Annotated in this window: 20 protein-coding genes and 1 pseudogene; 4 read left to right on the forward strand and 17 right to left on the reverse strand. The window is 55.4% G+C overall.

The window, feature by feature from the left end:
* Positions 1 to 63 precede the first annotated feature (63 nt).
* The 4 genes and pseudogenes from FVE66_RS20675 to FVE66_RS09995 form a co-directional block, all read left to right on the forward strand.
* Positions 64 to 357: pseudogene (locus FVE66_RS20675) on the forward strand (hypothetical protein); the annotation flags it as partial.
* Positions 358 to 552: 195 nt separating this feature from the next.
* On the forward strand, positions 553 to 2,961 hold the full coding sequence (locus FVE66_RS09985; protein ID WP_241673133.1) for a hypothetical protein: 2,409 nt from the start codon (positions 553 to 555) through the stop codon (positions 2,959 to 2,961).
* Positions 2,962 to 3,123: 162 nt separating this feature from the next.
* The gene (locus FVE66_RS09990) at positions 3,124 to 5,511 is read left to right on the forward strand and encodes a coiled-coil domain-containing protein (RefSeq protein ID WP_151447301.1); all 2,388 of its coding nucleotides are present in this window, start codon (positions 3,124 to 3,126) and stop codon (positions 5,509 to 5,511) included.
* A gap of 56 nt (positions 5,512 to 5,567) precedes the next feature.
* The gene (locus FVE66_RS09995; RefSeq protein ID WP_241673191.1) at positions 5,568 to 6,791 is read left to right on the forward strand and encodes a glycosyltransferase family 2 protein; all 1,224 of its coding nucleotides are present in this window, start codon (positions 5,568 to 5,570) and stop codon (positions 6,789 to 6,791) included.
* Between the two features lie 33 nt (positions 6,792 to 6,824).
* Here the strand turns inward: FVE66_RS09995 and FVE66_RS10000 are convergent, their stop codons facing one another.
* From FVE66_RS10000 to FVE66_RS10080, 17 genes are all read right to left on the reverse strand, one after another.
* Positions 6,825 to 7,895, reverse strand: a complete 1,071-nt coding sequence (locus FVE66_RS10000; protein WP_151447303.1) for a GSCFA domain-containing protein — start codon at positions 7,893 to 7,895, stop codon at positions 6,825 to 6,827.
* Positions 7,892 to 8,782 (reverse strand): WcbI family polysaccharide biosynthesis putative acetyltransferase, encoded by an 891-nt coding sequence (locus tag FVE66_RS10005; protein WP_151447304.1) that lies wholly within the window; start codon positions 8,780 to 8,782, stop codon positions 7,892 to 7,894. The genes FVE66_RS10000 and FVE66_RS10005 overlap by 4 nt, the downstream gene beginning before the upstream one ends.
* 135 nt (positions 8,783 to 8,917) lie before the next feature.
* The gene (locus tag FVE66_RS10010; protein WP_161993247.1) at positions 8,918 to 10,327 is read right to left on the reverse strand and encodes a mannose-1-phosphate guanylyltransferase/mannose-6-phosphate isomerase; all 1,410 of its coding nucleotides are present in this window, start codon (positions 10,325 to 10,327) and stop codon (positions 8,918 to 8,920) included.
* 141 nt (positions 10,328 to 10,468) lie between these two features.
* Complete coding sequence (locus tag FVE66_RS10015; RefSeq protein WP_206668745.1) at positions 10,469 to 11,431, reverse strand: SMP-30/gluconolactonase/LRE family protein; 963 nt, start codon at positions 11,429 to 11,431, stop codon at positions 10,469 to 10,471.
* A complete protein-coding gene (locus tag FVE66_RS10020) occupies positions 11,432 to 11,935 on the reverse strand; it encodes a GDP-mannose mannosyl hydrolase (protein WP_241673136.1) in 504 nt (167 codons plus the stop codon).
* On the reverse strand, positions 11,932 to 12,909 hold the full coding sequence (gene fcl, locus FVE66_RS10025) for a GDP-L-fucose synthase (RefSeq protein WP_151447307.1): 978 nt from the start codon (positions 12,907 to 12,909) through the stop codon (positions 11,932 to 11,934). The genes FVE66_RS10020 and fcl overlap by 4 nt, the downstream gene beginning before the upstream one ends.
* Entirely contained in the window at positions 12,906 to 14,030 is a 1,125-nt protein-coding gene (gmd, locus tag FVE66_RS10030) for a GDP-mannose 4,6-dehydratase (protein WP_151447308.1), read from the reverse strand. The genes fcl and gmd overlap by 4 nt, the downstream gene beginning before the upstream one ends.
* 335 nt (positions 14,031 to 14,365) lie before the next feature.
* Complete coding sequence (locus FVE66_RS10035) at positions 14,366 to 15,898, reverse strand: glycosyltransferase (protein WP_151447309.1); 1,533 nt, start codon at positions 15,896 to 15,898, stop codon at positions 14,366 to 14,368.
* A complete protein-coding gene (locus FVE66_RS10040; protein ID WP_161993248.1) occupies positions 15,891 to 16,994 on the reverse strand; it encodes a glycosyltransferase in 1,104 nt (367 codons plus the stop codon). The genes FVE66_RS10035 and FVE66_RS10040 overlap by 8 nt, the downstream gene beginning before the upstream one ends.
* Entirely contained in the window at positions 16,991 to 18,199 is a 1,209-nt protein-coding gene (locus FVE66_RS10045) for a hypothetical protein (protein WP_151447311.1), read from the reverse strand. Before FVE66_RS10045 ends, FVE66_RS10040 begins: the two co-directional genes overlap by 4 nt.
* Positions 18,200 to 18,254: 55 nt before the next feature.
* Entirely contained in the window at positions 18,255 to 19,148 is an 894-nt protein-coding gene (locus FVE66_RS10050) for a WcbI family polysaccharide biosynthesis putative acetyltransferase (protein ID WP_151447312.1), read from the reverse strand.
* A gap of 199 nt (positions 19,149 to 19,347) precedes the next feature.
* Positions 19,348 to 20,103: an SDR family NAD(P)-dependent oxidoreductase gene (locus FVE66_RS10055; RefSeq protein WP_151447707.1), complete on the reverse strand. Its 756-nt coding sequence runs from the start codon at positions 20,101 to 20,103 to the stop codon at positions 19,348 to 19,350.
* Positions 20,104 to 20,105: 2 nt separating this feature from the next.
* Positions 20,106 to 21,044, reverse strand: coding sequence for a phosphoglycerate dehydrogenase (locus FVE66_RS10060; RefSeq protein ID WP_151447313.1), 939 nt, complete (start codon positions 21,042 to 21,044; stop codon positions 20,106 to 20,108).
* Positions 21,041 to 21,751 carry an acylneuraminate cytidylyltransferase family protein gene (locus FVE66_RS10065; protein ID WP_206668747.1) on the reverse strand — a complete coding sequence of 237 codons (711 nt, stop codon included), beginning with the start codon at positions 21,749 to 21,751 and terminating at the stop codon, positions 21,041 to 21,043. Before FVE66_RS10065 ends, FVE66_RS10060 begins: the two co-directional genes overlap by 4 nt.
* A 20-nt stretch (positions 21,752 to 21,771) precedes the next feature.
* Positions 21,772 to 22,653: a glycosyltransferase family 2 protein gene (locus FVE66_RS10070; protein WP_151447314.1), complete on the reverse strand. Its 882-nt coding sequence runs from the start codon at positions 22,651 to 22,653 to the stop codon at positions 21,772 to 21,774.
* Positions 22,654 to 22,700: 47 nt separating this feature from the next.
* On the reverse strand, positions 22,701 to 23,396 hold the full coding sequence (locus FVE66_RS10075; protein WP_151447315.1) for a 6-hydroxymethylpterin diphosphokinase MptE-like protein: 696 nt from the start codon (positions 23,394 to 23,396) through the stop codon (positions 22,701 to 22,703).
* Positions 23,389 to 25,056, reverse strand: a complete 1,668-nt coding sequence (locus FVE66_RS10080; RefSeq protein ID WP_151447316.1) for an O-methyltransferase — start codon at positions 25,054 to 25,056, stop codon at positions 23,389 to 23,391. The genes FVE66_RS10075 and FVE66_RS10080 overlap by 8 nt, the downstream gene beginning before the upstream one ends.
* Positions 25,057 to 25,209: the final 153 nt, after the last annotated feature.

Raw genomic sequence — 25,209 nt, forward strand, 5'->3', positions numbered from 1 at the left:
GTCTTCGCCGGCGCCGGAGCAGGAACAGAACTGCCGGACTTGCGCAAGCTGGCGCCCGGCCGGATGCTGCTGATCGAACCCAATGCACAACTGGCCTCTGCACTTCGCCGCAAGCTCGATGGTGCTCGCGGTGAAGAGTTGCTGGAAGCGGCACTAGCGCCCCAGTCGGGCGAGGGCGCCATGAAGGTGTTCAACAACGCACGGGCAAACAGCTTGCTGCGCGGCCAAGGCCTGTTCACCGCATTCCCTAACCTGCGGCAGACAGCAGAGCTTGCGGTGGACACGAAATCGCTTGACGACGTCCTGCACGCGTTCCCGCTCGACAGCCAGGCGCAGAACCTGTTGATTCTGGATATCGCAGGATTGGAAGGCGAAATATTGTCGACCGCCGGTGGGCCGGTGCTCGAACAATTCAGCCATCTCGCCGTACTCACCTCCGAATTTTCCTTGTACGAATCCGGGGCAACGGAAGCCTCGGTCGCGGCACAGATGGCTACGCTAGGGTTTGCCCTGCAGGCGGCCGACCAGACTGTGCTTCCGCCGTACAAGGCAGTGCTGTACCAGCGCGATGACGTCCTGGTGACGCAGCGTCGCCAGCAGAGGCATATCGAGGAACAGCAAGGACAGATCGAAGCGCTGCAGCAGCAGCTTCGCGATGAGCAACAACAGAGCGCATCGCTGGCCAGCAGTCGCGAAGAGCTGGCAAGCAAGGTCGAGGCGCTTTCCAGCGACCGGGACAGCCAGGCAAAACTGGTATCCGAGCAGCAGGGCCGGGTAGACGAGTTACTCGCTGCCAGCGAGCGCCAGGCAAACCTGCTGCGGGAATACGAAGACACGAACGCAACCCTGAGTGCCAGATCCGACGAGCAAACCCGGCTCTTCAAGGAGTCACGGGCACGTCTGGAAGAGGAAGTGCATGCCCGTGCGGAGCAAGGCAAGGCGATGGCCGGGCTCAAGGACGAGTTGCAGTTGCTCACGCAGCAAGGTGAAGAACAAGCCGCGCTTGCCCAGCAGCGTCAGAAGCGGATCGACGAGTTGTCACTGGCCCATGATGGCAAAGCGGGACTGGCAAACGATCTGCAGAAGCAACTCGCCGAGTTGAATCAGAAGCTTACCGAGCAAGCGACTCAGCTTGCTGGCGATCAGCAGCGTTTGGCAGAAGCATTGAAAGCCGGCGATGCGCAAGCGAAGCAGGCGTCAGAGCTGAAGATCCAGGTTGACGCGTTGACGAAGGCGCGCGACGAGCAGACGAAGCTCGCCGCAGATCGCAAGGCCCAGATTGATACCTTGACCATAGCAGGCGAAGAGCAGGTCAAGCTTGTCGAAGTTCTGAAGACGCAGAGCACTGCCCTGACGGCAGCGCGCGACCAGCAGGCCAAACTGGCAGGCGAGTTGAAGACTCAGGTCGACGCCTTGACGAAGGCAAGGGACGAGCAGGCGAAGCTCGCCGCAGATCGCAAGGCCCAGACTGATACGTTGACCAAAGCAGGCGAAGAGCACGCCAAGCTTGTCGAAGATCTGAAGGCCCAGGGCACTACCCTGACGGCAGCGCGAGACCAGCAGGCCAAACTGGCAGGCGAGTTGAAGACTCAAGTCGACGCGTTGACGACGGCGCGGGACGAGCAGACAAAGCTGGCAGCGGATCGGAAAGCCCAGATTGATGCGTTGACCAAAGCCCGTGACGATCAGGCAAAAGTTGTCGAGGACCTGAAGACGCAGGGCACAGCCTTGACGGCAGCGCGTGACCAGCAAACCAAACTGGCCGCAGAACTGAAGGCCCAGGTCGACGCCCTGACGAAGACGCGCGACGAGCAGACGAAGCTGGCAGCGGATCGGAAAATTCAGATCGATGCGTTGACCAAAGCGCGTGACGACCAAACGAAAGTCGTTGAAGACCTGAAAACGCAGGGCACAGCCTTGGCGGCGGCACGGGACCAGCAAGCCAAATTGGCCGCAGAACTGAAGGCGCAGGTCGACACGCTGACGAAGGCGCGCGACGAGCAGACCAAGCTGGCAGCGGATCGGCAGGTTCAGATCGATGCGTTGACCAAAGCGCGTGACGAGCAGGTGAAAGTCGTCGACGACATGAAGACGCAGGCCACAGCCGTGACGGCGGCGCGGGACCAGCAAGCAAAACTGGCAGCGGATCTGAAGGTACAGGTCGACGCGCTGACAAAGACGCGCGACGAGCAGACCAAGCTGGCGACGGATCGGAAGATTCAGATCGATACATTGACCAAAGCGCGTGACGAGCAGGTGAAAGTCGTCGAAGAGCTGACGGCGCAGGGCACAGCCTTGACGGCGGCACGGGACCAGCAAGCCAAGCTGGCAGCAGACCTGAAGGTCCAGGTCGACGCGCTGACGAAGACGCGCGACGAGCAGACCAAGCTGGCAGCGGATCGAAAAGTTCAGATCGATGCGTTGACCAAAGCGCGTGACGATCAAACGAAAGTCGTTGAAGAGCTGACGGCGCAGGGCACAGCCTTGACGGCGGCACGGGACCAGCAAGCCAAGCTGGCAGCAGAACTGAAGGTCCAGGTCGACACGCTGACCAAGACGCGTGACGAGCAGACCAAGCTGGCGACGGATCGGAAGGTTCAGATAGATACATTGACCAAAGCGCGCGATGAGCAGGTGAAGGCCGTCGAAGAACTGAAGGCGCAGGGCGCAGCCTTGACGACAGCGCGCGACCAGCAAACCAAGCTGGCAGCAGAATTGAGGGCGCAGGTCGACACGCTGACCAACACGCTAGACGAACAGACCAAGCTGGCGCATGCGGGCCAATCGGAGCTCAGCCGGATCGCGGCCACTTTGGCAGAACGCGAGACCACGCTGAGTGACGTCAAGGCCACTAACGCCGACCTGCAGGCACGTCAGGCGATGCTGAACGACGAGTTGGTGCGGGCCGAAGCGCAGATCGAGCTGATCAAGGATCTGCTGCTGCGCGAACAGTCACTTTGATTCGCATATCGCCATGTTTAGAGAATTTTGCCAGGACCAAAAAATGAAGTACGAGTTGAAGAATTCGACGGTGTTTGAAAGGCGGACCCTGCCCAAACCCGCTCTCATGTGGCAACACGTCACCATAGGTTCCACGATTGTTGATTCGGCAGGGGCAGGGGAATGAGCAAGAAATCAAAAGCCAAGCTTGCTGCCGAGCGGAAAGCAAAGGCCGCAGCACAAGCTCCAGTGCTTGCATCAGCAACACCGCCCGCACCGGCAATTCAGGAACCCGTCACGACCACCGTACATGATGCGTATCTGTCCGCACAGCACGCGATGCCAACGTATCAAGGCCGGGTGGCCGTTACCGGATTGCCCGGACTTGCGCTGGATCGTCTGTGCGGCATGCTGCAAGCCATAACGGTAGATTCATTCGCGGAAGATCAATGGCGTGCTCCGGTTCTCACTCATGCTGCGGCGCTTTCCGAAATCGAGGCAGTCCTGAAAGAGCAGGAAGGCGTCCAAGTCCTGGCCATGTACGAATCCCCATGGGACGCAGTACTTGCCGTCAGCGAAGAACAACTTTCCGAGTACCTGGATGTATGGATGCGCTATCACTCCGGCCTGCTGCGCCTGCGCCAGGAGTCTGGCGGACGGCTGATCTTGGTGAGCGCGAGGCGGCTGGATGATTCGGCAGCTTTGCTCTTCGACGAAGTCCGTTCCATCTGTGGTCATGCGCCTGAATACGCAAGCGAACTGGATGGAGCCGATCACACGCCCGACGGCATGGCGGCATTGCGCGCAAAGAATTTTGAGTGGATCGCTCCCGAATACTGGGACGTCTACGAGGCGCTGGAATCCTGTTCCTGGCTTGGCAATGGCGAGCCCGAGTATCGGGACAATCTGTCCGTCATCGATTCCATCGACCTGGCGGAAGTAGCAGCCGATTGGCACCGTGCGCTTCATCTCCCCAGGCTGCTAGGGGAAAGGAATGCCCAGCTGATTGCGCAAGGCGAGATAACCGCGAATACAGAAGCTGAACTGCAAGAAGCCCGGACGCTGGCAGATGAAATCCGCCAGCAGGTTTCGCATCTGCAGTCGCAATATGACGATGCTCAGGAAGGGATTCGCCGCTTGACCGTCGAGGCGCATGCAAGCACCGAAAATCACGAGAACGAAACCAGGCATCTGCAGGAAAAGCTTGCTCGTCTGGATGAGGCCCTGCAGGACAGTATGCGGGAACGGGGTTTGCTGGAACAGTCTCTGGAGAAGCAGGCAAGCGCCGCGCAGCAGCGCGAAGTGGAGCTTCAGTCCTTGATGGTGACGCAATCCGAGGCGGCACAAAAGCGTGAACAAGAATTGCAGGAGTCATCGCGCAAGCAGACTGAATCCGCACAGGCGCGGGTGCAGGAACTGGAAGCTGCTTTGCATGCGCAATCCGAAGCCAGCCGGAAGATAGAGCGCGACCTGCAGGAAAGGTTGCGGGCTGCGGAAGAAGTGGCCAAGGAAAATGCTTCAGAAGCAGACCTGCTCTTGGCGCAGCTGCATCAGGTACAGGAAAGTCTTGAATCCACGTTCATTCAGGGACAGGAAGCCGCGAAGCAGGCGGGAGATGTCCGTGCCCGCCTTGAGCAGGAAAAGGCGGCGCTCACCGAGCAGGTGAAAAAGCTGCAGGGTGAGGTTACGAAAGCCGGAGATGCAAGCAAGGCACTTGCGGTGGAGAAAGCGGCGCTTGCTGAGCAAGTGAAAAAGCTGCAGGGCGACGCAACGAAAGCCGGAGAGGCAAGCAAGGCGCTTGCGGCCGAGAAAGCGGCGCTCACCGAGCAAGTCAAGAAACTGCAGACCGAGATTACGAAAGTCGAACAAGCAGCCAAGGCACTCGCCGCAGAAAAAGCCGCAGCTAGCGGACAGGTCGAAAAGCTGCAAGCCGAAATCGCCAGGTCGGCCGAAGCCGCAAAGGCACTGACGGCGGAGAAATCAGCACTGGCTGCGCAAGTCAGCAAGGTCCAGGGAGAGGTAGCGACTGCATTGCAGCAAGCCCGTGCGGCGGATACGGCGCTAAAGGCCAAAGTTGACGCTGCCATCGTTCAGGAACAGGGGCTCAAGGCGCAAATCGTTAAACTCGAATCACGCATAAAAGAAGCGGAATCGCAGGTAGCGCAAGTTTCCGACAAGCTGAAAGTCGCGACCGCGGACGCCGAGAAGCAGAGCGCGGCCCTGCAGGCTGAAAAAGCCAAACTGGCCGCCGAAGTCACCCGGCTGACGAACGAGTTGTCGAATGCGGCGGCGAAATCGAAAGCGATTGAAACGGAACTGCAGCAGCGCGCCAAGGCCGAGGCAGAGCAGGAGGCCAAGCTGCGCGAATCGATAGCCACTATCGAAACGCGGGCGAAGGAAGCAGAGAGCGAAGCTGATCTGCTGCTGCAGCAGTTGCACCAGGTTCAGGAAGAACTTGAGCATTATTTTGTAAGGGGCCAGGACGTCACTAAAGCCCTGGAAAACTCCACCGATAGCTTCAACCGCGCGCGACGGGTCGTCGCGCAGTTGATCAAAGTGCAGGCGGCCTGATGGCAGCGGGCAGAACGCGGCAGGGCGCAGCCGACGTTCCCCTGCTGTCGGTAGTCATGCCCTCTTTCAACCAGGCCTCGTTCATCGGTGCTGCTGTCGAAAGCGTACTGATGCAGTCGTTCGCCAATCTGGAACTGATCGTTGTAGACGGCGGTTCGACCGACGGCACCCTTCAGGTGCTGGAGCGGCTGGGGTCTGAATACGGCGGAAAGCTCCGGTGGTATTCGGAACGAGATGATGGGGCGGCCGATGCGATCAACAAGGCATTCAGCCTTGCGCGTGGCGAGTACATCGGTTGGCTCAATTCTGACGACCTGTATGCACGCGGGGCGGTAGAGCGGGCAATCGAGTATTTTGGCCAGCGCCCGGAAACCATGATGGTCTACGGCATTGGCGAACACATCGACGAGGGCGGGGCGAAGATGGGCGCGTATCCTGGTGAACCTCCACCCCTGCGCGCAGATATGCTGCGCAGTTCCTGTCCGATTTGCCAGCCTACTGTATTTTTCCGCCGCGAGATGCTCGATCAGGTGGGCCTGCTCGATCCCTCCCTGAGCCTGTCGTTTGACTATGACCTGTGGATACGTGTATTCAAGCGTTATCCCTATCAGGTTGGCTACATTAACGCTATCCAGGCTTATTCGCGCTTGCATGCAGCGTGCAAAACCATGCGGCAACGGCGAGAGGTGGCGCTGGAAAGCATGCGCGTGACTGCGCGCGGTTTGGGAAGCGCATCGCCACACTGGTTCTACTCCTGGCTGGAAGAGTATTTTCGCGATTTTCCGTACGGGGGACAGCCGGCCGACGCGCGCGCCGCCATGCTGGAGGCGGTCAATGAAGCGCGCGGATACCTTTCGGATTCCGATCGGGTCGACTTCGACGAGCGTATGAAGCACGACGCGCGCTTGCGAGTAATGCACGACGATGCCAGCATCGCGATCTATCCGGATGGATGGGCGGCCCCGGAGTGTGTGCTTCGCGTCCGGGCACGTAAGGATGGCTGGCGCAAGGTTCGCGTCCTGTGTCGGCACGCGGCGCCGAAAGGCGGAACGCTACGCATCCTGGTCAGCGGACCTAATGGCAAGCGTTTCGAAATCACGGTCAGCGAGCCCGGGGAGTTTTCGCTCGAACTCGACCTGCCCGCTGGCTATCGCAGTCCGGCCTACTGGTCCTTCATGATCAGGACGGAAGGGGCGTTCATTCCTGCTGAATCGGAGTCAAATTCCAGCGACAGGCGATCTCTCGCCTTTCTGGTACACGGCATCGAGCTCGAACAGTAGGGGCTCCCCGGCCGGCATGTGCCGGCTGCACACTCAGCGGAAGCCGCCTTCTTTCAACGCCTTCTGAATGACCTCCTCGTCACACATGACGTCGAACGTCGACTCGACAGGCGTGATGGGTTGGAGTGGGGACTCGTTGTCGAAAGCGGGAAGCACGGCGGGCAGAAAATGCTTCGAGAATATCCGCATGACGTGCTTTACGCCCTGCTCGGTGACTTCTCGCAAATCGTCCGCGTAGTAGCGTCCACCGGCTGCCGGCGAAGTGATGATCTCGTAGGAGGGGAAGTAGATGACGTTGCCCAGCATGCGCTCGGCTTCGTCTGCCGCCACTCGCAGGGCCGCCTTGCTGTAAGTCGTCGATACCAGCACGTGGCGCTTTTCATAAGTCGCAATCAGTGGCACCGGCGACACTGTCAGCAATATTTTCGCCTTCGGATTTACGTCAGCGATCCTGCTCGACAGCGCGAGCAGGTCGTCGCGCACTTCGCCAGCAGTGAAATTGACGAATTCGTGCCGGTCCGGTGAGAACGAGCCGCCCGCCACGCCTGGCGCGGTCGGATAGATCGCGCCATCAAGCTTCGACCGCCAGGCCTCTGTCAATCCCAGGGTGAACACGATCCAGTCGGCTTGGGTGAATACGTCACGGACGTGCTTCAGATGCACGACGCTGGCCTCGCGCACTTCGTCCGCCGTCCCGAACCCCTCGGGCTCGATCTGCGGACGGAACGCATCGACGTAGCGGTCGCCACGTGCCCATACTCCCTCCGCCGGTTCGAACCTTCCAAACGCCCTATCGAATAGCTGCACGGCTTGGCGCACCGTATAGACGTTGCCATACCGCGCCGAGAACACGCCATAGCCGAGCGCACGCGCGACATCCGGCTCCATGCCCTCGGGCGCCTTTTCGGTAACCAGATAATCAAGCCCCGCAGCCGAGATATGGCGCGAGATATGTTGAGCGAAGCAGCTCCCCATCGTCGCCACCTTATGGTGAGGCTCGATGCGGTCAGAGCGGACAGCGGGGTCGATATGACCGGGGGCTGGCGTAGTCATCGCCTGCGACCAGAAACAGAAGTCGTTCAGGCCGCGGTAAGGATTGGTCATCGCGCTGTCCTTGCTTGGGCACCCAGCACCGCGTCGAGCCGGCTTTCGTCGAAATAGGCGATGGCAATATCGGCGGGCTCGATGCCGACGGTGCGGTAGTTGTTGTACGCAAAATCGACGTAGTTTCGAACGCCCTCCATGCGCAGATGACCGCCCAGCTTCCACTGGTAGCTGCCGCCTTCCAGCGCCAGGCCGTCTGCAACTTCCGGGTATAGCGGCCAGATCACGTCGGTCAGGCCGTCGCTTATCTGGATGTCCTGTTCGTACACGTCCTTGCTGCAACCGATCTTGGTGGCGATGATCTTGCCCAGCTGCACCAATGCGTCGCTGCGGGGATGGTTGATCGAATACATGAAATTGCCGCGGCGCTTCATATGCAGGTAGAACTTGTCGAATTCTTCCCGCATGTCGAAGTTGGCGAAGACCTGGCGTAAATGCGCGACGCTCGGGCCCCATGCATCAAGGTAACCCAGGCTTTCATAGTTCGATCTGGTAAAGAGTCTTGCTGCGTCCTCGGGCGACAGTCCGTTCCTGTATGCCCACACCACGATCGCTGAGTTGTAGTGCGGCACCACAAGCTCGTTGGTCGAGATCCTGCGGGCGTAGCAAAGATCCGGATGAAATGCGGGGAATCCGAGCGGCGGTGCCTTGATCAGCCGGAAGCCAGGCTTCGCGTCGCGCAAACGGTATTTTTCAACGAGGCCAAATTGCCCGAGGGAGACCCACACATCCGCGGACTTCAACTGTTCGGCGAACTGGGCTTCTTCCCCATCGTTGGCGAATTGTGGCAACGGCAATGGCGTCACCACGTTGCCATGGAAAATCTCTGCAAGCGTGGCAGCAAGGCCTGCTGTCTGGCAGTTGCTCGAAATGACTAAATGGGGCATTTGCTTAAAAAAGCCGACTGTCGGCGTAATCGTTCATTATATTGGCGCAGCGGCAAGGGTGGTGCAAAGAGCAAGGCGAGCGCGGAAGTCACCCCCCGTTGCGGCAAGCAAATAAGTCACGAGGAAAACCAGCCATCACGCCCGGCCGTAGCGGTCCTCGAACCGGACGATGTCGTCCTCGCCAAGGTAGGCGCCAGTCTGAACCTCGATCAGCTCCAAGCTCACTTTACCCGGATTTTCCAGGAAATGTTGCGCACCAATAGGGATGAAAACAGACTCGTTTTCCGTAACGAGTTTTTCCGCATCGCCAATGCGGACCCTGGCAGTCCCGGAAACCACGACCCAGTGCTCGGCACGGTGGTGGTGCATCTGTAGCGATAGGCGCTCACCGGGTTTGACCGTGATGCGCTTGACCTTGAAGCGATGTCCCTCATCGATAGAATCAAATGAACCCCAAGGTCTGAAGACCTCACGATGCAGCGTTGCTTCGCTACGGCCCGAAGCCTTGAGGCGATCCACCAGCTTTTTCACATCCTGCGCCCGCTCTTTGTGCATCACCATGATTGCATCCGCCGTTTCGACCACAACCAGGTCTTCCACACCCAGCAGGCTTACCAGCCGAGTGCTGGAATGGACATAGCAATTGCGGGAGTTCTCCAATAGCACATCGCCTCGTCCGGCGTTGCCCTCGGCGTCGCGCTCAAGTACCTGCCACACTGCAGGCCAAGCACCAACATCGTTCCAGCCAGCGGCCAAGGGGACGACGACAGCGCGGTCTGTCTTTTCCATCACGGCATAGTCCACCGAGTCCGCAGGGCATGCTTCGAACGACGCTTTGTCCACCCGGCAAAAATCGAGGTCGTCCCGTGCAGCCCTGAATGCCGCATCGCAAGCCGCCACCATGGCAGGGGAATGACGCGCAAGCGCATCTAGATACACCGACCCCTTGAACAGGAACATGCCGCTGTTCCAGAAATAGCCACCCTCGGCGAGATAGCGTTCGGCTGTCGCAAGGTCCGGCTTTTCTACAAAGCGATCGACAACAAAACTGCCGTCGCCCCGATCATCCCCTGCCCTTATATAACCATACCCGGTTTCAGGGATAGTCGGAACGATGCCGAAGGTCACCAACTGTCCCGCGCTGGCCGCTGGGACAGCAGCTTGCACCGCTGCATGAAACGCCGGTGTATCCGAAAACACATGGTCGGACGGCAGCACCAGCAGCAAGGGGTCCTCACCCGACTGCTGAGCCTTGAGCGCGGCCAAGGCAATGGCCGGGGCGGTATTGCGTGCCGCCGGCTCCAACACGATGGCAGAGAGGGGCACGCCTGCTTCCCTGGCCTGTTCGGCAATCAGGAAGCGATGATCGTCATTGCAGACCACCAGTGGTGCAGCCGAGCCACGTAGTCCGGCGAGGCGAAGCAGCGTCAGTTGAAATAGCGAGCTGTCGTCTGTGAGTGGCAAGAACTGCTTGGGGTAGCCGGCACGCGACAACGGCCACAGCCGTGTGCCGGAACCACCAGAAAGGATGACGGGAGTAATCATGGGCAGGTTTTCTCGGATTCTCATGTTGTTTCAGGTTATCAGGTGAGCTACGTGCGCGGATCGCCTGCACTGCCAGTGTAGGTGGGTCCAGCGGGTGATATTTCTCAATGGAATTATTCGCGGATACGCGGTGCGGGCACCTCACAAATTGAATGGGCCGCATGGTAGACCCGGCAATCCTTTTGTATCTGGATGCAGTACCTCGAACAGGGCACCGGCCAAAGGCTGGCCCGCCAGGTCATTCGAATCAAGACCGACCCGTGCCGAAGACACAAAGAGCCTGTCCAACCCAGGTCCTGCAAAACAGACATTTGTGACCTGCGTGACTGGTAGCGCGATACGGCGCAGGAGGGCTCCATCGAGTGTGAAACGGCTGATGCAGCCCGCGCCCCAATGGGCCACCCATACGCATCCTTCGGCATCAAAACACATGCCGTCGGGATAGCCCTCTTCGGGCGTGAACACCTTCCACACGCGTTTGTCGGCAACGGTCCCTGCCTTTGCGTCAAGCGTGAAAGCATAGATGGTACGGCGGCCGCTGTCGGTATGCAGCAACAGCGCACCGTCCGGGCTGATTGCCGGGCCATTGGCGACCGTGTAGCCACTGTCCGCCAGCGTTACCTGCCCGGACCTGTCCAGCCGGTAAAGGCAACCGTCGCTGCGCGATTCGTCGTCGTTGTTCAGACTGCCCGCCCAGACCGCGCCAGTGGCGTCTGCCTTGGCGTCGTTCAAACGTAGCGCGGCCTGACCCACGAATAGCCGGTGCAGCCATTGCCATTGTTCCGGATCATCGCGTTGCGCAAGCGCAAAGCCTTGCTGCAGGCCGAATAGCAAGCGATCTCCACCGGCTTCGGGCAACACCCAGCCCACTCGCTCCGCCAGTTGCCAACTTTGCCAGGAAGAAGACTGCAAGTTCCAGCGCCACACTTGGCGGCCGTGGATATCGACTCCCCACAACTGGTGATGGCTAGCGTCCCAGTGCAGGCCCTCTCCCAGTTGGGCATCGAGTTTGAGGCAAAGCGAAATATGATCCATTGAAGTCATCGTGGGGGCATTGCAGCGTGGAGAACGGATATCCGACAGCTCGCTGGTCGTGGCCGGCATTCAAGGCATGTCTCCGGCGGACAACTTGTTCAAGGCGGCGGCGTATTGCCGGGTGTAGTTGTGCACACGTGTATCTTCGGCCATTCTGTCAAGAGACCACCAATCGTAACCACTGTGCTGGTTCATGTGTGGCTGCAAAGTCTTGCTGGGATCGAGAAAAATGCAGTATGCCAATACGACGTAATGAGTCGACGGCGAATTTCCCTCACTGCCAAAAACACTGTCCGGATAAAAATGCTCGTAGGGGCCAACAAAAGTTGCGTCTCTACGATTAAATTCGTGGCCCAGTTCATTCCGCGTAATACGATTGAACGCTACATCCAGGCTTTCACCTTTGCAGACGCGCCCTCCCGGCGCGAACCACTGGCCTTGTGCCGGTCGATTGTTGCGCAAACCGAGGAGTACACGTCGCGCTTCGTCAAGCACGAGAACATCAATCGATACCAGCGGCGCGGCGGATACCACCGCGCGAAAGGTGTCGTGGTCGAGCCACCCCGTGGTCACCTGCGCGCATCCTGCTCGTGTTGCACGAACCATGAGTAGGATTCACGCAAGCCGTCCTCGAGTGCGACCGACGCTTGCCAGCCAAGCGCTTTCAGGCGCGAGACATCCATCAGCTTGCGCGGCGTGCCGTCCGGCTTGCTGGCATCGAATACCAGACGACCCTCGAAGCCGGTGACCCGTGCGATGGTTTCGGCCAGTTCGCGGATGCTGCAGTCGACCCCGGCGCCGACGTTGATGTGGCTTAGCATGGGTTGCGTATTTGCTTGGTAAGTGGCCTCGTCTAGTTCCAGAACATGCACGCTGGCGGCAGCCATGTCGTCCACATGCAGGAACTCTCGCAGGGGCGTGCCGCTTCCCCATATGACTACTTCGTTTGCCTTCGTCAGCGTGGCCTCGTGGAAACGCCGCAGCAAGGCCGGGATGACGTGGGAGTTTTCAGGGTGGAAGTTGTCGCCGGGACCATAGAGGTTGGTCGGCATCACGCTGCGATAGTCGCGCCCGAACTGGCGGTTGTAGCTCTCGCACAGCTTGATGCCGGCGATCTTAGCAATCGCGTAGGGTTCGTTGGTGCTCTCCAGCGTCCCGGTCAGCAGCGCGTCTTCACGCATGGGTTGGGGCGCCAGGCGCGGATAGATGCAGGAAGACCCCAGGAACAGCAGATGCTGGACGCCCGACTCGTGTGCGCTGTTGATGACATTCGCCTCAATCATCAGGTTTTCGTAGATAAAGTCGGCTGGGTAGGTATTGTTGGCGTGGATACCGCCCACTTTCGCAGCGGCCAGCACCACGGCGCCGATCCGGCGCGAACGGAAGAACTGTTGCACCGCAGCTTGGGAGGTCAGGTCCAGTTCGCTGTGGCTGGCGGTGACGATATCGGCATAGCCCAGACCTTGCATGCGGCGCACGATGGCCGAGCCGACCATCCCGCGGTGGCCGGCGACAAAGATGGGTTGCTCCCTGAGTGCGGTATTCATCCGCCAGACTCCAAGGAAAGTGAAACTTCATGGCCGTTGGCCTTCAGGAATGCGGTACGCTGCGCGACCTTTAAATCTTCAGCCACCATTTCGGCACACATCTGCTGCGCGGTGATCTCTGGTATCCAGCCAAGCTTGCTCTTGGCCTTGCTAGGGTCGCCCAGCAACGTCTCAACCTCGGCCGGGCGGAAGTAGCGCGGGTCCACGGCCAAGATGCAATCGCCCACCTTGAGCGCCGGGGCTTTGTCGCCGTCTATGGCAGCCACATAGGCTTTTTCATCAACGCCATTGCCCTCGAAGCGCAGTGTCAGGCCCAGCTCTGCCGCGGACCACTGTATGAATTGGCGCACTGAATACTGAACGCCGGTGGCGATCACAAAGTCTTCAGGCTGCTCTTGTTGTAGCATCATCCACTGCATGCGCACATAGTCTTTGGCGTGACCCCAGTCACGCAAGGCGTCGATGTTGCCCATGTATAGGCACTTCTCAAGCCCTTGGGCGATGTTGGCCAGCCCGCGGGTTATCTTGCGCGTTACGAAGGTCTCGCCGCGGCGGGGGGACTCGTGGTTGAACAGGATGCCGTTGCAGGCATACATTCCATAGGCCTCACGGTAATTGACCGTGATCCAGTAGGCATAGAGCTTTGCCACAGCGTAGGGGCTGCGTGGATAAAAGGGGGTGGTCTCCCTCTGCGGAATTTCCTGAACCAGCCCGTAGAGTTCCGAGGTCGAAGCCTGATAGAAGCGTGTCCTCTTCTCTAGTCCAAGGAGGCGGATGGCCTCCAGCAAGCGCAGGGTACCCATTCCGTCAACATCTGCGGTGTATTCCGGGGACTCGAAGCTCACGGCCACGTGCGACTGAGCACCGAGATTGTAGACCTCGTCCGGCTGCACTTCCTGCAGGATTCGCGTGAGATTGGAACTGTCAGTCAGGTCGCCGTAGTGGAGCTTGAAGCGCTGGTGCGCCGTGTGCGGATCTTCATATATATGGTCAACCCGCTGAGTATTGAACATGGAGGCGCGGCGTTTGATGCCATGAACCTCATAGCCTTTCGCGAGAAGGAACTCGGCCAAATAGGAGCCATCTTGGCCTGTGACTCCGGTGATAAGTGCTTTTTTCATAGTAAATCAATCTACTGGATGGCCCGCAAAATCGAACCGGTTTAGCCGAAAAATCTATGCGTTAATTCCGGGGGAATAGCGTCTACTAATATCGTCTGTACGTCCGCTTGGGCACATTCAAGCGGCAGTCTACCCGACATCGAACGCAACTTGACTCAATAGTCAGTTAAAAAACGTATGTGTCCTGCACAACCTCCAGAAATAGAATCGTGGACCTAGGATAGGGCGCAAAAACATCCAATTTCAAAAAAGAAAAATTTTCGTCGCAAAATCTGAGAAAATTTAGTGAACGAAAGCTAGAAAGTTTATCTAAAGATTTTCAATCGAGAAAGATTTTACGCGTCTTCATCCACATACAAACTTAATAACTTCTCCTTGGTGACAGAGCGTCCAATACCAAGCTTTCTTGCGCACCTCAGAGCATTATCTAGATACATCTGAAGACCTCGCTGTTCATGGAGTTGTAGATACATCGTCATAGCCACTCTGACGTCTCCCTCGTTGAACCGACTATTGGCCTCGCGAATGTTAAATTGTGTGCCATTGATACTACTCCAGAGGCGCGAAAAGTTTTCATCATCTGGAGGAAGTTGCCGTGTTTTATCAGATCGATAGGTGTCACCACCCACTAAATGAAAATTTAATGTTTGTGACTCAGGCCCGAGTATTACTGACTCCACAAGCTTTGTCCACGTATTGGCACAAAGGTATTTTATCGCGCCAGAATAGAGCCGATTTCTCTCTCGATCTATATCACTCGCAATCAAGTTAATAGTTTCAGCTACCTCGTCTACGGATCCCCCGGAAACAATATGGCCAAAGTCGAAGTTCTCGCAGATGGATGCAAGCCAAGTGCCAGAAAATACTATGGGTACGGCGCCGAGCAACAGGCAGTCAACAAGTGCCCCGCTGGTTCGCACAGAGAAAACCTTCGAATCATAGGGGAGTACCACGGCATCGGATCTGCTATAAAAGCAAATAATTTCTTCATTGGAAAAATCTCCCCGAAGAACCTCTATATTCGATCGTAACGGAAGGTTAACCTCAGATTTTCGGTCCCTAACGATGAAATGGAAGTCACTCTCCCGAATTGACGCCGTTTCAAAAAACTTTGAAGTAAAGTCCAATCCTTTCCCAATCGTCATTAGGCCAGGAAGGAAAACAGAACGAAACTCGCCCGCCAGTCGAGTCGCACGCCACCGTTTGACCGACAGGATAGAGTTGCCGTCAGACATCAAGGGAGGGGGATTAACGATTGGCGCAAAACAAAGCCCTGTCGTCTCCAAGATGGATATCGAATGTAAGGAAGACATGGCGAAGAGTTCAACTTGCTTCGAAAACTTAATGCGGGACAAACTACTCTGCGGCTGGTAGGACGATGGAGCTATGAAATCCCAAAAAGAATTTATTATAAATTTATGTTTGATTAATTCACTATCAAGTTGATTCGCAAGCTTTCCGGCAAATTTTGAGCTACCCGTGTAAAAAAAAACTACGACTTTCTCGAATTCCTTGTTGCATTTTGATTGAAATAGTTCAATGCCGCGGTGGACGCTATCGAGGAACTGCTGGGCTATCTCGTTATCGGCAACCTTAACTGACCCGCGATATAGTGAGTAGAATCCTGAATCGTGTTCGAATATGGGTATAGACCAATCGAAATTTAACTCACAATCTTTGTGTGCAAGGCAAAGGTAGTTGATTCCCAAGCCATCGCAGACATCCTTCATCCGGCGCTCATAGTTTAAAAAATGCCCAAAATCAGTCTTTAAATCAGGGTTGGCTGATAAAAAAAGATATTTGTCTTTGTCGCCCGAAAAATCTACTGGTCGTGTATTTTCTGCATCAAAAAAGTCGAGATCAAGCATGAATCATCCCCATTATTTCGCGCACGTACTCTTGAGCAGCATTTTCCCAAGTCCGCATAAATCCAGCAGGAATTCTTGGGCGCCCCCCATTAATAGCTTTCATAATAACTTGATAAATATTTTCATGATCAAGTGGGTCGAAATAATATGCCGAGTCGGATGCCAATTCCTTGTAGACTGTGATATTTGAAATGATTGGCGTCACACCCAATCTAAGAGAGTTTAGAAGCGGGATTCCAAATCCTTCGTAAAGTGAGGCGGATATAAAAAACTCAGATGTAGATAAAATATCTTCGACCTCAATATCCGATATGCCAATATGAGAAGAAACTCTGCCAGGGAAATCAATCTCTAATGTCTTTATATCATTATCAATTGACTCTCCTCCAACAATAAAAAAAGTTGAGTTCGGAGCGTCTATCAATATTCGCGGGATATTTTTATATATCGCATCAAAATTCTTGTATCCGCCGCGGCCACCAATATGGACAATCTTATTGGTTACAATTTCGGCGTTCTGTTTATATCCAGAGTGGCCATGGTAAATTACAACGTTGCGAGTTCCTTTTAGGTGGGGGTACAGCTGCAAGCCCGTTCTAAACGTATTGCTTGATACAGATACTATGAGTTGTGCACTTTGAAAAGCTTCACGTTTTCTGCGTAATACCCCAGGGGTGCTAGCTTTCGATGCAAGAGATGGTAACTCCTCATGAGCATAATCGTGCGCAACGACGACATAATTTCTGCAACTTGGAAATATATTCTCGCCGTAATAGGTGTTTATTACCGCATCAGGTTTTTTTGGGATTGCAGATTTAATCAATCTTATCCTTCTTGTTCGGCTTTCCACGTTATTGAAATTATCGTTATCACTGGGGGGGATATCGCATTCAAATACGTTAATTTTCCGCGGATAATTTTCAAGAAGGCTTTTTAGATGGATATTCTTTTCGAAGCCTCTATAAGTCATCAGCCATATATCAAATGCATTTGAAAATATTTTGCTACAGAGTATCTGCGCCCATTGCTGACTAACGCCGCCATGGCTTTGGAGAGAAAATATTCGTCCATCAATCAGGATGGTTGGCTTCATCATCTGTTGGTGCTCGTCAATAGACATTCATAGAAGGTTGTGGTTGCACTCGAAATAGCTTTTCCATGTGCCCGAGCCAGCGAAATGCGTGCTTCTATTTGTCCTTCGACGAGTTCCGCATATCCGGGATAGTCTCTATTTTCAAAAAATGCGGGATGTGCGGCCCTGACATCAGGCATAAGGTCACCATACTGGTGGAGGTCGGAGTGTGCCCAAAAATACGCATCAGAAGGGGCGCGGCCAGTAAATCCGTGTAACTTTATCCGATCGCCGAGGTACATCGCGATAGGTAGCATGAACATATTAATTACACTTTCTCCTGGGCACACGGCAAATTGTTCGTCAAAGTCGTAGCCGGGTTCTCGTCTGCCAGCAGGCACTCCAAATACCAACCCGGAGAATTGAGGGACTCTGGACTGAAGAAACACTGCAAATTTGTCAAACGTGAAGAATGTGTACCCGTATTCCTTGATAGAAAAATATATGTCAGATAGCAAGCGAGCTGAATAACGATGGTAAGAAAAATGAAAATGTGCATCTGCAGCCACAATAATTCCTGGCTTCATGCCTGCCATCAATCTTCTATTTTTTACGATTGTGTTGCATACAATAGGAAAGGCATCGGAGTGATCTAAAGACGCGGCTTCCGCCAAGGAAGGGCCGGTTCCAAATAATGATACATTGGCGTCTTTTTTGATTCCAACTTTCAGGCTCCGAATTCGTTCATGTGACCGGTTTAATAATTCATTATCCGCACCACCTAGATGCCAATATGAAAAGGATACTGCGTTGAAGGCATCATTTTTGTCATGTCGAGGATTTCCTACGTAATAGTATTGCGTATTTGCATTCTCATTGGTCAGATTGGATCCAGTAACTGCTGAAGATCCCCGCATTTTTTTTACTGGTATCGGTAGATTATAATTCTCAATGGTGGCGGCGGTAAAAAGTATCAGGTCGTATGAATTGACGAGTTGATCGAAAATTTTTACATTTGGGATGAGTGTGACCTTGTCTGAATTGAATAACGCTGCAGCTGATACATAAGGGCACTCATCACGGTCGCTAGCTAATGCTGATTCAATTGTTAAGGGTACATCTATCTCGGAGAATATATGGCCAAAAAACCATGAGAAATAACCTTTAACTGCGCCGATTCCTCCATAATCGTTGACATTTACTGGTGGCCAAACCAGAGCTTTTAGCATAGAAACTTCCATTTTATAATAAATTTTGCTATTGTAAATTACAGGCCTGTGCAGATTATTTAATCGCCATAAGGTCATAGGCTAATTTGAACTTGTATTCATTGCGATTTGATTCGATCAAATCTGCCCCTCGCTCAGCATAGATAGATAATAGTTCTGACATATATAGGTCGTAGTCGGAGTATTTTCCGTATTTATAGTCGTTTGTGTGGAACTGAAGTCCTAGAACTTCTTTGACGCCTTCTGCGACTGACCATTTAATTTCTCCCAAATATTCCGGGTGATGTTTGATTGATATGGGGTCTAATCCTGAGAGCCGAAATAATTCGGCAAGGACGAAATCTAGCATTTTGTTGGTTGGATGGTTAAACGTCCAAAAAAGTTGATGCTCGTATCCATGTTTTTCAATAATCGGGGAAATTTTCAGGTCGCATATCGCTTCCCTTTCATTTATGGCGGCTAGTGACTTGTTCCAGTTTTCAGAAACTGAATTTCTAAGGAGTTCGGCTGACCTCATCAGGTCAGATATTTCATTCTGCGGCCGACCGATTGCAGCAGCGGCCATTACTGCGCTGTCATGGTAATCTCCGGGCAATACTGCATACCCGGGCGTCTTAGGCGTTACATGGTCACCAAGCTTATTTTTGGCGTACATCAGAAACGGGAAAAACCCGTCGAAGTGAATGTTGGGAATTGTAATAAAGTTCGCATTCGTTTTTTTTATTGATTTTAGGCTTTCGGTGCCTATGCCAAGGCCTCGATATGTGGGGGATATCGGCTGGCATAATATCAAGTCGCTGCCAGAAACCTCTTCATAAAGGCTTGGTATCTCGGTTGTGCTTAACATGTGAACTGGTTTTATTGGGGCGACATTGATATTTCCACTGGCGGCTCTAAATATTTTTTGAAGCGCTGCGGATTGACAGTTCCCGATGATTGCGACTTTCATATAAAATTCCCTCTAAGAAAGTTTTGGATTTTGTCGATTTTTCGGGGTTTTATCGCGCGAAATATCGTACCGTCTCGTTGTAAATAAAAGTGTCGTTTAGGCGGAGGCTTTGCCTGCAATTTTTTAACCAGATCGCTGGTGGTGGCCGTCGATAATCATTTTCTCTAAGCTAGATAGCTCGAGATCATCAATACATTCATCAAATTGGGTCAAATAGTCGCACGCCGATTCCCCCATCAAGCGAGATGCACGCGCCGTGCAGGAATTCACCCATGCCTTGGACCATTGCTAGTGCGCATGAGGCTACTTCCTGCGTCGAACCGATTCGGTTCAATGGGTGGCACGCCTCAAGTTCACGAAACAACATGGATTTGTCATCGAATCCCGCAATCAACATGTCCGTTGCGATGGCGGCTGGTTCGATCGCATTGATACGTACTCGGGGGCCCAGATCCACCGCCATCGAGCGTGTCATACCACTAAGCGCAGCCTTGCTTGTGGCGTAAGCCACAAAATTTTTCTTGGTCAACCTTGCGTGAATACTGCTGATATTGACTACGCTGCCTCTTGACCGCTCCAGCTCGGGCAATAGTCCCTGCGTCCACAAGAATGGTGCCAGCAAATTGACATCCAGCGTCTTGTGCCAATCGTCACGGGTCAGGCTGTCGGCACTACCCAGGATTTGAATCGCAGCGTTGTTTATGAGGGTGGTGAGTCCTTGCGGGCCTAGATGTGCCTTGATTTGATAGAACACATCTTGCGCATACGCCTCGTCGGACACGGTCCTAGCGAGGTCCACCTGCAGGTACAGACTGCACCGGAGACCGGCGGGCTGTTCCGCGATGTCGGTGGCAATGACGGAATATCCGGCTTGGGTAAATTCCCGCACGATAGCCTGACCGATGCCACCAGCAGCGCCGGTGACAACGGCATAGCGCGGGATGGCGGGCTCCATAATCACGCTACTTGCTTCCCCAGGAACTCCATCAGCTTGCCAATTGCGATATTGCTGGTGCGTTCTACAGCATCCGCGGTGTTGGACGCATTGTGCGAGCCAAGCACGCAGCGGGGGTGCTGGCGCAGGAATGATTCTGTTGGCACTGGCTCTATCTCGAACACGTCCAATGCTGCGGAATAGACCTGCCCGCTCTTCAGCGCGTTTTCCAGGGCCTTTTCGTCAATGATTGGGCCCCGACCAACATTGACCACGCGAACCCCGGACTTGGCCTTGGCCAGCACGTCGGCGTTCAGCATGTGGTGGCTGCTTGGCGTGAGCGCGCAATTGATGACAATGAAGTCCGCTTCGTGTATTCGCTGTGGCCAAGGGGACATTTCCACCGCAGCCAGGTCGGCACCCGGTTGTGCGTACGGATCGTATGCGATGATTTTCATGTCAGCAGCCAGCAGGCGCTTGGCGGTGTTCTTGCCGATATCGCCAAATCCCACCAGGGCCACTGTCTTGCCGGCCAGCGAGATGCCGCGTGGCTTGGGCCATTGCCCGGCACGCACGCCGCGGTCGATTTCGAAGGTCTCCCGCGCCAGCGCAATGACATAGCCGACAGCAATGTCGGCAACCTCGCCGCCGAACATGTTGGGCGTGTTGATGATCGGGATGCCCAGGTCCTTGCAAGCGGCAAAGTCGACGTTGTCGACGCCAATGCCCCATTTCACGGCGGCTTTCAGCTCGCCGGCCTTGCCCGCAGTGAACACTTCCCGCGTGGCTGGGTCGTCGCCGATGATCCAGCCATCGTGCAGGGGGACCAGTTGCTTGAGTTCGTCAACGCTCAGGGTCTGGACCACATTGGGCGTGGTGATTTCAACGCCATACTGCGCGAACAGCGGGCGAAAGCTGTCGATCATGCGCAGCATCGGGGGGCAGGTGACCAGCACTTTCATTTCGCAGCTTCCTTGTCTTTTTCTTGCAGGAACCGCGCGGCAACCACGGCAAAGTCCCAGTCGGCTGGGGTGTCGATGTCGATTGATTCGAAGTAAGGGCCTTCGTACATCATCGCTTGCTTGCCGATGCGCGCCTTGGTCTTGGCGAAGCTGTCGGCGGTGAAAATGTAGAGGTTGGAGTTCTCTTCGTACCAGGGCTCGAGGTTCTGGGTTGGGATGAGGTTGTCAGGGTCGTGATTCACCGGGCTGCAGTCTGCGCGGTAGAAGCGTGTCTGCACCTTGTCCACCGTGAACAGCGAGTCTGCCTTGCCCGTCGCCTGCGCTTCCTGGAAAGTGGCAAGCGCCTTGCGGATGGTGTCTGCGCTCATCAGCGGGTTGGTGGTGTGCGTCATCAGGTAGACGTCGGCGGGCATGTTGGACAAGTCGTCGGCCAGCACCAGGTTCATCGATACATGGTCGCCGCAAATTTCAGGCTTGCGATCGCGGATGACGATACGGTCGGTTTCCACCAAACCGTTATCGGCCAGGATCTGGCGGGCGTCGGTGTTGATGACGATCTGGTCGATTTCCTTCACTTCCAGCAGGGTGTCCAGAATCCAGCGGAATAGCGGCTTACCGCAGAAGTCGCGGAAGTTCTTGCCGCTGACGCGCACGCTGTTGGCCTTCATCGGCAGCAGGGCAATCACGCGGGGCTTGGTGTCACTCATTTGAAATACATCCTTGGAGATCAGTGGGGATAAAAATACTTGTCTTTTTCGGCGTGGGAAAGCTTGCGGTGCTGATGGTTGCCGCGGTAGCTGCCCAGGTACTGGTTATATCGATACAACACGATTTCCCAGGCTTTTTCTCGCCATCGCCCTTGCCTGCGGGCGTTGCCCCAGTCGCGCCAGATGCTGGTGAAAATGTAGCGCACCGTGTCGAATAGGGTTACATGGACCTGCGGCATGATTTTTTGCAATGCCAGCGCTTCACGCTCGAAGCGCCGACGTACGTGGGGCCAGGATTCGGCGTGGTAGTGAAAAACACAGGCTTCGGCCACATAGCCAATGCGCGCGCCAGTGCGGTGCAGTCGCTGCGCCAGTTCCATGTCTTCCAGGCCGGTGACCTCTTCGTCAAACTTGTGCTGGGCCCAAGCGCTTCGCGCCAGTGCGGAGTTGGCATTGTTGCAAAAAAAACCTTCTTGCGGCAACGAGGTCTGATCAGGGAAGTATTTGGCGAAGATTCGGTTTTCGCTGAAACGCGTATGGGTTCCGCCGATTTGCCTGCCGTAGGTGTAGTGGACCTTCTCCTGCGCAATTGGCTCGCATAGCGTCTGCAGCCATTGGGAGTCAGTCGGTACGCAGTGGCCACTGATCAGCACCAGGATGTCACCTTGTGCTGCCTCGCAGCCCCAGTTCAATGAACGGCCGAAGGAAAATTGGTCGCGGGTGATGTGCGTGATCGTGCAGCCGTACTGCTTGGCGATCTCCAGGGTGCCGTCTGTGGAGCCGGAATCAATGACGACGGTTTCTACGGTGAAACCATTCACTTGCTGCCGCTGTATCGCTTCCAGCAGTTCGCCCAAGTATCGTGATTCATTCAATGTACGTATTACTATGCTGACAATCATTTGGTAATTCTTCCTGACCCTGGGTTCTGCTTTCTTTTTGTCCTATCTTAAACCAATACCCTCGAAATTTGCAGATAATCAACCTTATCAAATATCTCACATGCGCCACCCAAGGTGGCATCTACAATGCTGCGTCCGCTGTCTTCGAAAACCTGCCGGGCGATGCGGTACGACTCTTCTGAACGAGCGAGGTCGGGGTTGTCCCAATCCTGGCCGTGGCCGAAATAGCCGGGGCTGAAGTGGTTGGGGTCGGGGCCGTCCATGCGTCGTGCCTCGTTGGGTTGGCCGGCGTATTCGTAGCGATGATCAAGCCCGATCAGGACTACCTGCGAAAAGCCCAGAAAATAGGCCACTTGTAGCGCGGCGTAGGTGACCGTCCAGCCCTCGTGCATTCCCTCCAAGGCAATATCCCGGCAAAAGCGCTGGCCTGGCATGCATGTGTTGACCAGGTAGGTCAGGGCGTCTTCCTTGATCTGGCCATCGGCACCCGCATCGCCGATGAACTTGACGCAATTCATTGCCTTGATTTCCGGGGCGGCCTGATGGATGACCTTGCGGTTCACCGCCACGTAGTAGCGGGGGTAGAAACGGAATTTCCTGAAACCGAGGTAGATTTTGTTGAGGCCGATGACGGTCTCATTCCGCAAAAAGCCAAGGTCCATCTGGTTTAGCGACGGGCCGTTGGCCACCACCACGCAGCGCTGGCCGCTGTGGCGGTTCTTCAGGAGAGCCAGTCTAGACATCGCTAGCCTTTTTTAGGGGCGGGGCGAGCAATGCGGCGCGGTTTCGTGCTTCGAGCAGCATGAAGTCGTGGCTGAGCAGGTACGGCATTGCCAGCGTGCCCTTTGCGGTCCATTTGCCTGCTTCAAGCCAGGTGTCGTCAAGACAGACCAGGCCATGGGGCGGCAGCTTCCTGACCATGGATTCGGCGCATTCCAGATGCATCCGGTGGCAGGCCTCATCATCAATCGGGCTGCCCAGGTATTTTTCGTAGCGGCTCTGGCGCAGCGCGCTGTGGCCGCCGTGGTCAAAGTCGTAGGCATCCAGGAATACAAAGTCAAACTCCCGGGTGGTTTCCCGCAAGTAGTCTTCGCCCTTCATCGTGACGGCTTCAAAGGGAAGGCCCAGCTTGGCAAACATGTCCGCCGCCATGCGGGTGTTGTGTGGATCCATGTCCACGGTGATGAAATGCATGTCATGCATGCGGCAAAAATCGGCAATCTTGAGGGTGGAGCCCTGACCGGGGACGCTTTCTCGGGTGGTGCCGATTTCGACCAGTACCAATTGACGGTCGGGTGCTGTGGTCGCTGCCGCTGTTACTGCCGCTGCCATACTTATATCGCTTAGATGCGTCTGCAGGTAAGCCAGCAACAGTTCGTGGCCGTGCTCGGACTTGGCATTGGCGATTGAACGGTTCTTCTCGTAAGCCGCTTGCAGCGCCGCTTTTTCTTCCGGGCTCAGTTCAAGCGCACTCGCTTGTCCCAGTGTGGCATTGACCGCAATATCGGCAGCCTCACCGGCTTGGCCCAGTGAGATGAATTTTTTCATCAGGGTCGAGCGCATGGATTCGTCTGCTTCCACCATGTGTTCGCGGGCCATCTCCAGAAAGTGGAGGGCAGTCAGCTTGTCCTTGCGGTCGATAAACTGATCTGAAAGCTCAAGGCAGAACCAGAAGTGTTCGGGCGGCGTGAGTTCATTGGACGCCAACAGGTCGTCAACGGCATTGTGTACGTCTTCAGCCAGCAGGCATTCCCGAGCCCGCTGCGACAGCCAAGCTGGTGCGGAACTGGTATGGGGTGCTGCGGAGGGGGCGGAAATAATGGCTGGCAAGGCGCCTTGCACCAAGCCAAGCAGCTCCAGTTGGTGCCTTGCGCGGGCTGGCGTCAGCAAACTGGCTGGGGAGGCAGGCGCCCCTGTTTCGATAGCAGCCGTGAAGTGCCGCAATGCGCGGTTCGCCTGGTTCCCGACTGCGGCCGCCCGACCTAATGTGTTGTGCACCCCTGCTATCAGGATCTGGCTGACCATCTTCTTGCTGCAGCCCCAATCAAGTGCCAGCCGGGTGAAATTGCGTGCATCGCTGGCGCTTCCCAGCGCCTGATGACCTGCGGCGGCCAGCAGCGCGAGCTTGGCACGGTCAGGATGGTGCTGCAATGTGCCACGGTCCAATTGCGTCAGACTGTCCCAGTCGCCAAACTGCCACTGGGTGCGGCTGCGATCGAGCAGATTTTCGTCGTAAGCGACGAGTTGGGATTGCTGTTCTCGCGAAGAATGCGTGCCAGTCCTGTCCGCATGTCGCATCACAGACTGGGTATGCGGATCGCTTGGGCCGGAGTCGATGTGTTCACGCTGTTCCGATGACGAACCGAACCATCTGCGAATTAGTAGTTGTAGCTTTGACAGCATTTTTGGCCAGAACAAAAGTGCGGAAGCACCAAATCCGGGTCTGCAAGTCTGGGTAGGCCAAGCAACCCGCTAGACCCGGGTCGATGAAATCCCGGAAGCTAGTATGATGCAGCATGTTGCTCTGGTTGCTCAAGTGTAAATATTGTAGCGGAG

The sequence above is a fragment of the Lacisediminimonas profundi genome (assembly GCF_008831265.1).
Lineage (GTDB): Bacteria > Pseudomonadota > Gammaproteobacteria > Burkholderiales > Burkholderiaceae_D > Lacisediminimonas > Lacisediminimonas profundi.